Here is a 13,335-nt window from a genome sequence, read left to right as displayed (position 1 = left end):
CGGTAATGCTCCGTACCGAACTGATTAGGCCGTTGCCGGAACTCCTGAAATCGCACGCGATTTCCTTTCCGGAGAAGACGGCGTTCAGTGACGGCCGACGCAGCGTGACGTGGGCCGAGTTGGAGGCACGCACCGGCAGACTGGCCGGGAATCTGGCCGAGTTGCGTCTCCAGCCGGGCGACCGGGCGGCCATCGTCCTGGGCAACCGGGTGGAGACCGTGGAGAGTTATCTGGCCGTCGTCCGGGCCGGTGCGGTCGGGGTGCCGCTCAACCCCCGTTCCACCGAGGCCGAACTGGACTATCTGCTGCGGGACAGCGGGGCCCGGGTGGTGATCACCGACACCGCGCACCTGGACCAGGTGCGGGAGATGGCACTTGAGAACCGGCAGCTGCGGGTGGTCGTCGTGGACGACCCGAGCGCGTCCGCGCCGGCGCTGCCGGGCAGTGTGTCCTACGAGCGGCTGGCCACCACCGAGCCCGCCGTGCCGGCCGGCGACGACCTCGGGCTGGACGACACCGCCTGGATCCTCTACACCTCGGGCACCACCGGACGGCCCAAGGGCGTGCTGTCCACCCAGCGCAACTGCCTGTGGTCGGTGGCCGCCTGCTACGTACCGGTGCCGGGCCTGACCGCCGAGGACCGGGTGCTGTGGCCGCTGCCGCTGTTCCACAGCCTGTCGCACATCGTCTGCGTGCTCGCGGTGACCGCCGTCGGGGCCTCGGCGCACATCGTCGACGGCTTCTCGGCCGACGAGATCCTCAGCGCGCTGGCGGAGCGGGAGAGCACCTTCCTCGGCGGCGTGCCGACCATGTACCACTACCTCGTCCGGGCCGCCCGCGAGACCGGCTTCCGCGCACCCGCCCTGCGCATGTGCCTGGTCGGCGGCGCCATCACCACCGCGTCACTGCGGCAGGCCTTCGAGGAGTCCTTCGGGGCGCCGCTGCTCGACGCGTACGGCTCCACCGAGACCTGCGGCTCGATCACCATCAACTGGCCCACCGGCGCCCGGGTCGAGGGCTCCTGCGGTCTGCCGGTGCCCGGTCTCAACGTACGACTGGTGGACCCGGGGACCGGTGCCGAGGTCGGCACCGACGAGGAGGGCGAGGTCTGGGTCAGCGGACCCAACGTGACGCCCGGCTACCACCGGCGGCCCAGGGAGACCGCCGCCGCGCTGCGGGACGGCTGGTACCGCACCGGCGACCTGGCCCGCCGCGACGGCGCCGGGTACTTCACCGTCACCGGACGCATCAAGGAGATCATCATCCGGGGCGGCGAGAACATCCACCCGGGCGAGGTGGAACAGGTCCTGCGGCAGGTGCCGGGAGTCGCCGACTGCGCCGTGGTCGGCAAGCCGCACGACGTCCTGGGCGAGGTGCCGGTCGCCTTCCTGGTCCCCGGGCCCGAAGGGCTCGACGCGGAGCGGCTGTTCGAGGCCTGCCGGGAACAACTCGCCTACTACAAGGTGCCCGAGGAGCTGTACGAGATCGAGCAGGTGCCCCGCACCCAGTCGGGCAAGATCACCCGGCACGAGCTGCTCGCCCGGCCCGCCCGGCTGCGCGCGACCGGCGGACGCCACCACGAGGCGCTGCTGCGCGTCGACTGGGTCCCGGTGCCGTCGCTCGCCGCCACCCGGCCCGCGACGGGCGAATGGGCCCTGGCGGCCGACCCCGCCGACCTGGACGACCTCCGGGAGGAGATCGCGGCGGGCGCCCCGGTCCCCGAGGTGACGGTGCTGGCCGCCCGGGGCTCCACGGCCGGGCGGCGGATGTCCGGCGCGGCCGTCGAGGACGCCGTACGCATGCTGGCCCGGTCCGTCGAACCGTGGCTGGCGGACGAACGGCAGGCCGGCTCCCGGCTCGTCGTCGTGGTCCGTCGAGCCGTGGCCACCGGCACCGGCACCGGCACCGGCGCAGACGGCGGCACCGGCGGCGACGTCCCGGATCTGGTCCAGGCCGCGATCTGGGGCTACGTCGGCGCGCTCCAGGCACGCCACCCGGGCCGGATCGTCCTCGCCGACCTCGACACGGGCCTGGACGACTCCGTCCTGCGCACCGCCCTCGGCTCCGGCGAGGAACAGTTCGCCATCCGCGACGGGGTCGTGCTCCAGCCCCGGCTGGCCCGGGTCTCGGCCGCCACCGAGGGCTCCGGGCAGCCGCTGGTGGACCCGCAGCGCACCGTGGTCGTCACCGGCGCCGGCGGCGCCCGGGGCGCGGCCGCCGCACGCCATGTCGTGGCCGCCCACCGGGCCCGGCACCTGCTGCTGATCAGCGACCAGGGCGAGGCCGACCCGGCCGCCGAAGCGCTGCGCGCCGAACTCGCCGAACTCGCCGGCCCGGACGCCGGCATCCGGCTGCACGCCTGCGACCTCACCGACCACGAGGCCCTGGCCGCGGTGCTGGCCCACGCCGAACGCCCGGTCGGCACCGTGCTGCACGCACCCGACCCCGAGGACTCCTGGCCCGGCGAACCGCTGGCCGCCGCCATCGACGGCGCGCTCGGCCTCCATGAGCTGACCCGCGCCGCGCAGCCGGCCGCGTTCGTGCTGTTCTCCTCCGCCGACAGCCTCCTCGGCGTCCCCGCCGACCCCGCCCGGGCCGCCGCCGACGCCTTCCTCCAGGCCCTCGCCCGGCACCGCAGGGCCCGCGGACTGCCCGCCCTGGCCCTGGCCTGGGGGCCCTGGGACCTGCCCGGCAGGGCGGAGGCAGCGGGTGCGGCCGGTGAGGCCACCGACCGTGACCTGCCGCCCGGCATCGCGCCGCTGCCGGCCCGCACCGGCCTCGCCATGCTCGACGCCGCCGCCGAACTCACCGGCCCCGCCTGCCTGTACCCGGTGAAGCTCGACACCGCCACGCTGCACCACGACGCCGTACCGGCGCTCTTCGACGACCTCGTCGACACCGCCCCGCGCCGCGGCGAGGCCGACGACGCGCGGGCCGCCGCCCTGCGCGAGCGGCTGGCCGCACTGCCCGAGGACGGCGGGGTGCGGATGCTCCTCGAACTCGTACGCACCGAGGCCGCGCGCACCGCCGGACTGGACGGCCCCGGGGCGGTCGGCGCCGGCCGCGCCTTCAAGGCCCTCGGCTTCACCTCCGTACAGGCCGTGGAGCTGCGCAACCGTCTCACCGAGGCGACCGGGCTGCCGCTGCCCACCACCCTGGCCTTCGACCACCCCACCCCCGACGCCGTGGCCCGCCACCTGCGGGCCCTGCTGACCAGGGCCACCGGCCCCGGCACCTCCCCCGCCACGGTCCGCGCCGCCTACGACGACGAGCCGGTCGCGATCGTCGGCATGGGCTGCCGGCTGCCGGGCGGCGTCACCTCCCCCGAGGAGCTGTGGCGGCTGGTCTCCGAAGGCACCGACGCCGTCTCGGCCTTCCCCGACGACCGGGGCTGGAACCTGGAACAGCTCTACGACCCCGACCCCGGCCACCTCGGCACCTCGTACGTCCGCGACGGCGGATTCCTGTACGACGCCGGGGAGTTCGACGCCGCGTTCTTCGGGATCTCGCCGCGCGAGGCCCTCGCCAGCGACCCGCAGCAGCGGCTGCTCCTGGAGACCGCCTGGGAGACCTTCGAGCGGGCCGGCATCGACCCGACGGGGCTCCGGGGCAGCAGCGTCGGCGTCTTCGCGGGCGTCATGTACCACGACTACGGACAGCAGTTGACCCGTACGCCCGAGGGCATCGAGGGCCAGATCGGCATCGGTACCGCCGGAAGCGTGGTCTCCGGCCGCATCTCCTACACCCTGGGGCTGGAGGGGCCGGCCGTCACGGTCGACACCGCCTGCTCGTCCTCACTGGTCGCCCTGCACCTGGCCGCCCAGGCGCTGCGCAGCGGCGAGTGCACGATGTCCCTGGCCGGCGGCGTCGCGGTGATGGCCCAGCCGACCTCGTTCGTCGAGTTCTCCCGGCAGCAGGGCCTGGCGGCCGACGGCCGCTGCAAGGCCTTCGCCGCCGGGGCGGACGGCACCGGCTGGTCCGAGGGCGTCGGTCTGGTGCTGCTGGAACGGCTGTCCGACGCCCGCCGCAACGGGCACCCCGTGCTCGCCGTGATCCGTGGCAGCGCCGTCAACCAGGACGGCGCCTCCAACGGCCTCACCGCGCCCAGCGGTCCGGCGCAGCAGCGCGTCATCCGGCAGGCCCTCGCCAACGCCGGACTGACCGCCGCCGATGTCGACGCCGTCGAGGCGCACGGTACGGGGACGAAGCTGGGCGACCCGATCGAGGCCCAGGCCGTCGTCGCCACCTACGGGCAGGGACGGCCGGACGGGCAGCCGGTGTGGCTGGGCTCCCTGAAGTCCAACATCGGGCACGCCCAGTCCGCCGCCGGGGTCGCCGGCGTGATCAAGATGGTCCAGGCGATGCGGCACGGGACACTGCCGAAGACCCTGCACATCGACGAACCGACCTCGCATGTGGACTGGTCGGCGGGGGCCGTCGAGCTGCTGACCGAGGCCCGCCCCTGGCCGGAGCTGGACCGGCCGCGCCGGGCCGGTGTGTCCTCGTTCGGTGTCAGCGGCACCAACGCCCACGTCATCATCGAGCAGCCCCCGGCCGAGGACCGGGACGGGGGCGAGGACCCGGACGTGAACGGCGGCCAGGACGCCGGTCCGGGCCGGGGCGCGGCCGAACTGCCCGTCACCGTACTGCCGTTGTCCGCCGCCTCCGCCGAGGCGCTGCCCGCCCAGGCGGCCCGGCTCTCGGCCCATCTGGCTGAGCGGCCCGAGCTCACCCTCCGGGAGGTCGGGCACGCCCTGGCGACCACCCGCGCCCAGCTGGACCACCGCGCCGTCATCACCGCCACCGACCGCGCGTCCGCCCTCGACGCCCTGCGCGCCGTCGCCCAGGGCAGGCCCGGCCCGGACACCGTCGTCGGCCGCCCCTCGGACGGGGCACTGGCGTTCCTCTTCACCGGTCAGGGTGCGCAGCGGGCCGGGATGGGCCGCGAACTCCATGACGCGTTCCCGGTCTTCGCGCAAGCCTTCGACCAGGCCTGCGCCGCACTCGACCCCCACCTCGACCGGCCCCTCGCCGAAGTCATCACCGACGGCCACGGACTCAACGACACCGGCTGGACCCAACCCGCCCTCTTCGCCCTGGAAGTCGCCCTCTACCGACTCCACGAATCCTGGGGAGTGCGACCCGATTATGTTGCCGGACACTCCATCGGTGAGATTGCCGCAGCCCACATCGCGGGCATCCTCACCCTCACCGACGCCGCCACACTCGTCACCGCACGCGGCCGACTCATGCAAGCCCTGCCCACCGGCGGCACCATGATCGCCGTATCCGCCACCGAAGCCGACGTACTGCCCCTGCTCCAAGACCACACCGACCGCGCAGCCATCGCCGCCGTCAACGGACCCTCCTCCATCGTCATCTCCGGACACCACGACACCGTCCACAGCATCGCCGCACAGCTCAAGGAAGCCGGACACCGCACCAAAGAGCTCACGGTCTCCCACGCCTTCCACTCCCCCCTCATGGACCCGATGCTCGACGAGTTCCGTCAGATCCTCGACGGACTCACCTTCCACACCCCCCGCATCCCCATCGTCTCCACCCTCACCGGACAACTCGCCGGCGACGACATCCGCACCCCCGACTACTGGATCCGCCACGCCCGCCAGGCCGTCCGCTTCGCCGACGCCATCACCACCCTCCACCACCACGGCACCACCACCTACCTCGAACTCGGCCCCGACGCCATCCTCACCGCCATGACCGGCCAAGTCGTGGACGATGCCACCACCGTCCCCACCCTCCGCCGCGCACAGGAGGAGCCCGCCGCACTGGTGTCGGCCCTCGGCGTGCTGCACACCCGGGGCGTTCGCGTCGACTGGTCGGCCTTCTTCGCGGCCGGTGACGGCATGCGCCGGGCCGAGCTGCCGACGTACGCGTTCCAGCGGGAGCGCTACTGGCTGGACGAACCGGCCGGGGCGGCGGACGGCCAGGCGGAGGCACGGACCGCCGAGCCGGCGGAGTCGCGGTTCTGGGAGGCCGTGGAGAAGGGCGACCTGGAGGCGTTCGAGGAGACGCTGGGCAGTGGGGACAGCGCGGCGCTGGGTGCCGCTCTGCCGATCCTCGCCGACTGGCGGCGCGGCGAGCGGCTGCGTTCGACGCTGGACGCGTGGACGTACCGGGTCGGCTGGAAGCGGCTGCCCAAGGACACCGGGGCGGCGCCGTCGGGCCGTTGGCTGGCCGTGGTGCCGGCCGGGCTTGCGGACAGCCGGGCGGAGGCGATCCTGGACGGCCTGCGCACGCAGGGCGTCGAGTTCACGGTGTACGAGGCCGGGCCGGACCCGGAGTCGTACGGCGACGGGCTGGCGGCGGCCCTGGAGGGGACCTCCGGGCCGGGCGGCGGCGTACTGTCGCTGCTCGCTCTCGACACCCGGCCGCATCCGTCGCACCCGGCGCTGACCCGGGGCCTGGCATCACTGGCCCGGCTGCTGCCCGCACTGGACGCGGCCGGGGCGGCGGGGCCCGTGTGGTCGCTGACCCTGGGCGCGGTGGGCGCCGGTCCTGACGGCGCGGTGACGGACCCCGCGCAGGCCCTGGTCTGGGGCTTCGGGGTGGCCGCGGCGCTGGAGTTCCCCCGGTTGTGGGGCGGCATCGTGGACCTGCCGGGCGGTGGCGCGGACGCCTTCGACGCCAGGACCGCGCGGCGGCTGGCCACGGCACTGGGCGGCCCCCAGGGCGAGGACCAGTTGGCGGTCCGCGCCTCGGGGCTGTTCGTACGACGCCTGGGCCGGGCGCCCCAGCAGCAGCCACAGCAGCGGGCCACCGCATCCGAGTGGACTCCGCGCGGCACCGTGCTGGTCACCGGCGGCACCGGCGGGGTGGCCGCACGCATCGCGCGCCGGCTGGCCCTGGCCGGGGCCGGGCACCTGATGCTGAGCAGCAGGCGCGGCCCGGCCGGCGAAGGAGCGGCCGAACTCGCCGACGAACTGTCCGCGTTGGGCACGACTGTCTCGGTGGTCTCCTGCGACATGACCGACCGGGCCTCGGTCGCCGCGCTGCTGGACCGCGTTCCCGACGGGCAGCCGCTCACCGCCGTGGTGCACGCGGCGGGCGTCGGGCAGTCCGGCTCGGTCGCCGACACCGGACCGGACGAGATGGACCGTGTTCTCGCCGGGAAGGTCCTGGGCGCCGCCCACCTGGACGAGCTGCTGGGCGACCGGCCGCTCGACGCCTTCGTCCTGATCTCCTCCAGCGCCGGTGTGTGGGGCGGCGGCGGCCAGAGCTCGTACGCGGCCGCCAACGCCTACCTCGACGCCCTGGCCGAACGGCGCCGCTCCCTCGGCCGCACCGCGATCTCGATCGCCTGGGGCTCGTGGGGCGGGTCCGGTATGGGCGCCGCCGACGGCGCGGCCGAGCGGATGCGCCGGCTGGGTGTGCCGCCGATGGACCCGGAGCTGGCGGCGACCGCCCTGATGCGGGCGGTCGGACGCGCTCAGGCGGGCGGCGACGCCACGGTCACCGTCGCGGACGTCGAATGGTCCCGGTTCGCGCCCGGCTTCACCTCGGCCCGGCCCAGCCCCTTCATCGGCGACCTTCCCGAGGTGCGGGACGCGCTGCGCGAGGACCCGGCCCCGGCGGCGGGCGGCGCGACCGGCTCCGGCCCGAACGGTGGCTCGTTCGCGGAGCGCGTCCGCGCCCTCCCGGCGGACCGGCGGGCCGACGCCGTACTGGAGTCGGTGCGGGAGGCGGCGGCCGCCGTACTCGGGCACAGCTCCGGCACGGCGATCGCACCCGAACGCACCTTCAAGGAGCTGGGCTTCGACTCCATGACCGCGGTCGAGCTGCGCAACCGCCTCAACGCCACGACCGGTGTCCGGCTCTCCGCCACCCTGGCCTTCGACCACCCCACCCCGCAGCGGCTCTCCGAGCACCTGCTCGCCCAGACCGTGGGCGCCGCACCCGACGGAGCGCCCGCCGCGTCCGTCACCACGGCGCCGCGCGCCACCGCGGCGGACGACGACGACCCCATCGCGATCGTCTCCATGGCCGGCCGCTTCCCCGACGGCCTCAACTCACCTGAGCAGCTCTGGCAGTTGCTGGCCGAGGGCGGCACGGCGGTCTCCGACTTCCCGGCCGACCGGGGCTGGGACATCGACGGCCTGTACGACCCCGAGCCCGGCACCCCGGGCAGGACGTACTCCGTCAAGGGCGGCTTCCTCTCCGGCGCGGACCGCTTCGACGCCGCGTTCTTCGGGATCTCGCCCCGCGAGGCCCTGGCCATGGACCCGCAGCAGCGGGTGATCCTGGAGACCGCATGGGAGACCTTCGAGCGGGGCGGCATCGATGTGACCGGTCTGCGCGGCAGCCGTACCGGCGTCTTCGTCGGTGCCTTCCACACCGGTTACGCCGTCGGCGCGGTCAGCGAGGAGATCGAGGGCTACACGGCCACCGGCAACCAGCCGAGCGTGCTGTCCGGCCGGGTGTCGTACACCCTGGGGCTGGAGGGGCCGGCCGTCACGGTCGACACCGCCTGCTCGTCCTCGCTGGTCGCCCTGCACCTGGCCGCGCAGGCGCTGCGCAGCGGCGAGTGCGACCTCGCGCTGGCCGGCGGCATCACCATCCTCGCCACCCCCGACGGGTTCGTGGAGTTCTCCCGTCAGCGCGGGCTGGCCGCCGACGGGCGCTGCAAGGCCTTCGCGGCCGGCGCGGACGGCACCGGCTGGTCCGAGGCGGCCGGGCTCCTGCTCATCGAGCGGCTGTCCGACGCCCGCCGTAACGGCCACGAGGTGCTGGCCCTGCTGCGCGGCAGCGCCGTCAACCAGGACGGGACGTCCAACGGCCTCACCGCCCCCAACGGCCCCTCCCAGCAGCGCGTCATCCAGCAGGCCCTGGCCGAGGCCGGGTTGTCACCGGTCGACGTGGACCTGGTCGAGGCGCACGGCACCGGGACGAAGCTGGGCGACCCGATCGAGGCCCAGGCCGTCATCGCCACCTACGGACAGGGACGGCCGGAGGGCCGGCCGGTGTGGCTCGGATCGTCCAAGTCCAACATCGGCCACTCCCAGGCGGCGGCCGGCGTGACCGGCATCATCAAGGTGATCATGGCGATGCGGCACGGCCTCATGCCGAAGACCCTGCACATCGACGAGCCGACCCCGCATGTGGACTGGTCGGCCGGGGCCGTCGAGCTGCTGACCGAGGCCCGCCCCTGGCCGGAGATGGACCGGCCACGCCGGGCCGCCGTCTCCTCGTTCGGCGTCAGCGGCACCAACGCCCACGTCATCATCGAACAGCCCCCGGCCATGAAGACGGACAGCGAACCGGCCGAACCGGCGTTGCCCGCGTGGGAGTTGTCGGCCCGGACCCCGGACGCCCTGCGCGCCCAGGCCCAGCGGCTGCTCGCCTTCGCCCAGCAGCCCGACGCCCCGGACACCGGCGCCATCGGCCGGGCCCTCGCCCACCGCCCCGCCCTCGAAGAGCGAGCCGTCATCGTCGGCGCCGACCGGGCAGAGCTCCTGGCGGGTCTTACGGCACTCGCCGGGGGCAACACGTCACCCGATGTCGTCACCGGCTCCCCGACCCCGGGGAAGCTGGCGTTCCTCTTCACCGGTCAGGGTGCGCAGCGGGCCGGGATGGGCCGCGAACTCCATGACGCGTTCCCGGTCTTCGCGCAAGCCTTCGACCAGGCCTGCGCCGCACTCGACCCCCACCTCGACCGACCCCTCGCCGAAGTCATCACCGACGGCCACGGACTCAACGACACCGGCTGGACCCAACCCGCCCTCTTCGCCCTCGAAGTCGCCCTCTACCGACTCCACGAATCCTGGGGCATCCGACCCGACTACCTCACCGGACACTCCATCGGTGAGATTGCCGCAGCCCACATCGCGGGCATCCTCACCCTCACCGACGCCGCCACACTCGTCACCGCACGCGGCCGACTCATGCAAGCCCTGCCCGCCGGCGGCGCCATGATCGCCGTATCGGCCACCGAAGCCGACGTACTGCCCCTGCTCCAAGACCACACCGACCGCGCAGCCATCGCCGCCGTCAACGGACCCTCCTCCGTCGTCATCTCCGGACACGACGACACCGTGCAGGGCATCGCCGCACAGCTGAAGGAAGCCGGACACCGCACCAAAGAGCTCACGGTCTCCCACGCCTTCCACTCCCCCCTGATGGACCCGATGCTCGACGAGTTCCGCCAGATCGTCGCGGGGCTGACCTTCCACGCCCCCCGTATCCCGATCGTCTCCACCCTCACCGGGGAACTCGCGGGCGACGACATCCGCACCCCCGACTACTGGATCCGCCACGCCCGCCAGGCCGTCCGCTTCGCCGACGCCATCACCACCCTCCACCACCACGGCACCACCACCTACCTCGAACTCGGCCCCGACGCCATCCTCACCGCCATGACCGGCCAGACCCTCGAAGACACAGACGCCACCACTCTCCCCACCCTCCGCCGCGCACAGAGCGAGGTGCGCACCGCCGTCGTGGCACGCGGCACGCTCCACACGCGGGGTGTCCGGACGGACCGCACCGCGTTGTACGGCGACGAGCCGCCGCACGGCGTCCAGTTGCCGACGTACGCCTTCCAGCGGGAGCGCTACTGGCTGGAGCCGGCCGCGCCCGCCGGGGACGCCGGTGCCCTGGGCCTGACGGAGGCCGGTCACCCGCTGCTGGCGGCGGTGTCGGTGCTGCCCGACGCGGGCGGTGTGCTGGCGACCGGACGGCTGTCGCTGGCCACGCACCCGTGGCTGGCGGACCACACCATCGCGGGCACGGTGCTGCTGCCGGGTACGGCCCTGGTGGAACTGGCCGTACGCACCGGGGACGAGGCGGGCAGCCCGTGCCTGGAGGAGATGATCGTCGAAGCGCCGCTGGTGGTGCCCGCCAAGGGCGGTGTGCATGTCCAGGTGGTGGCTTCGGGCGAGGACGACAGCGGCCGGCGCGCCCTCGGGATCTACTCCCGGCCGCAGGACGCGGCGCCGGACTCACCGTGGACCCGGCACGCGAGCGGTTCGCTCGCCTCCGTGGCCGCGTCGGCTCCCGCATCCGCCGCGTCCCCGGCATCCGCGGACCTGGCCGCCTGGCCGCCCCCCGGCGCCCAACCGGTCGGCACGGACGGCTTCTACGAGGGCCTGGCGGCGGGCGGTTTCGCCTTCGGTCCGCTCTTCCGGGGGCTGCACAAGGTGTGGACCCGCGGCGAGGAGGTGTTCGCCGAGGTCGCTCTCGACCCGGCGGACTCGGCGGCCGCCGAGCGGTTCGGGCTGCACCCCGGCCTGCTCGACTCGGCACTGCACGCGGCGGCGTTCGCGCCCGGCCGCGCTGACGACGGCCGCACCCGGTTGCCGTTCGCCTGGGGCGGGGTGACGCTGCACGCCACCGGCGCCACCGCGCTGCGGGTACGGATCGCGCCGGCCGGGGCCGACGGGTTCTCGGTGACGGCGGCGGACACCTCAGGTGCGCCGGTGGCCACGGTCGGCTCGCTCGTCTACCGCGAGGTGGCCGCCGAGCAGCTGGGCGGGGCTGGGAACGCCCTGCGGGACGCGCTGTTCACGGTGGAGTGGACGCCGGTCGCGCTGGACGCGGCCGCCGCCGCGCCGACGGGCTGGACCCGGTGCGATGTCATCGGCGTCGCCGCTGCCGCCACGGACGGCACGATGCCGGAGAGGGTGCGCGCGGTGACGGAACACGTCCTCGGCGCCCTCCAGGTCTTCGTGGAGGACCCGGCGCAGGACGGCGGCACGCTGGTCGTGACCGTCGACAGCGGCGATCCGGCGTCGGCCCCGGTGCGGGGTCTGGTGCGCAGTGCGCAGTTGGAGTACCCCGACCGGATCGTCCTGGCCGAACTCGACAACACCCCCGCCTCCACCCACGCCCTCACCACCGCCCTCGCCACCGGCGAACCCCACCTCCGCCTCACCAACGGAACCCTCACCGTCCCCCGCCTCAACCGACACACCACCACCCCCGACAAACCCAGCCCCCTCGGACCCCACAGCACCGTCCTCATCACCGGCGGCACCGGCTCCCTGGGCACCCTCATCGCCCACCACCTCATCACCCACCACCACGTCAACCGCCTCATCCTCACCAACCGCACCGGACACACCACCCCCGCCACCGACCAACTCACCACCCTCGGCGCCCTCGGCGCCCAGATCACCATCGAAGCCTGCGACACCACCAACCCCCACACCCTCCACACCCTCCTCGACAACCACCCCATCACCGCCGTCATCCACACCGCCGGCACCCTCGACGACGGAACCCTCACCGCCCAAACCCCCCAACGCCTCCACACCGTCCTGGGCCCCAAAGCCGACGGAGCCTGGCACCTCCACCAACTCACCCACCACCACCCCCTCGAAGCCTTCATCCTCTTCTCCTCGGTCTCCGGCACCCTCGGCAACCGGGGGCAGACCAACTACAGCGCCGCCAACGCCTTCCTCGACGAACTCGCCCACCAGCGCCACGCGCAGGGGCTCCCCGCGACCTCTCTCGCCTGGGGCCCGTGGGAGCAGGCCGACGGCATGGCGGCCGGCCTGCCCACCGGCTCGACCCGTGGCGGGATGCGCGCGCTCACCCCCGAGGAAGGTCTCGCGCTCTTCGACGCCGCTCTCACCAGCGACCGCCCCACCCTCGTCCCCGCCAAACTCGACCTCACCGCCTACGCCCGCAACCACCCCACCCCCCACCTCCTCCACACCCTCATCCGCCCCACCCGCAAACAGGCCACGGCGGGTACGGCGGCTCAGGGAGCCGAGTCCTTCGCGGACCGGCTGGCGGGGCTGGCCGACGATGAGGAGCGGGCGGGCGCCGTGCTCGATCTCGTACGGACCGAGGCGGCCGTGGCCATCGGCCATGCGAGCGCGGACGCGGTGCAGCCGGAGCAGGCCTTCCGGAACCTCGGGTTCGACTCGCTGGCCGCGGTGGACCTGCGCAACCGCCTCACCACCGCGACCGGCATCAAACTGCCCGCCACCCTCGTCTTCGACTACCCCACCCCCACCGCCCTCGCCCACCACCTCCAGGAACACCTGACCGCCACCACCGTCACCACAACCCCGGCCACCGCGCTGGCCGAGCTGGACCGGCTGGAGCGGGCACTGTCCGGGGCCGTGCTGGACGCGGGCGGGCAGAGCGAGCTGGCGGCCCGGCTGCACGCGCTCGCCGCGCAGTTCGGCGCGGCGGCCGAAGCGGCCGCCGGCTTCGACCTCGACACGGCCAGTGACGACGAACTCTTCGACCTCATCGACAGCGAGCTCGGTCTCTCCTGACCTGCCACCGGACGCACCGGACACGAGACAAAGGAACAGGCTTTCCGATGACGAATGACGAGAAACTCCGCGACTATCTCAAGCG

General features: G+C 74.1%; 1 protein-coding gene. It reads left to right on the top strand.

Annotated elements, in window-relative coordinates; all coding sequences use genetic code 11:
- The first annotated feature begins 5 nt into the window (after positions 1-5).
- On the top strand, positions 6-13,250 hold the full coding sequence (locus RWE79_RS21520) for a type I polyketide synthase (RefSeq protein WP_475941695.1): 13,245 nt from the start codon (positions 6-8) through the stop codon (positions 13,248-13,250).
- Positions 13,251-13,335: the final 85 nt, after the last annotated feature.

Source organism: Streptomyces sp. RLA131 (assembly GCF_056270125.1).
The sequence above is the reverse complement of the archived record's forward strand: the minus strand, read 5'-3'. Positions and strand labels throughout refer to the sequence as shown.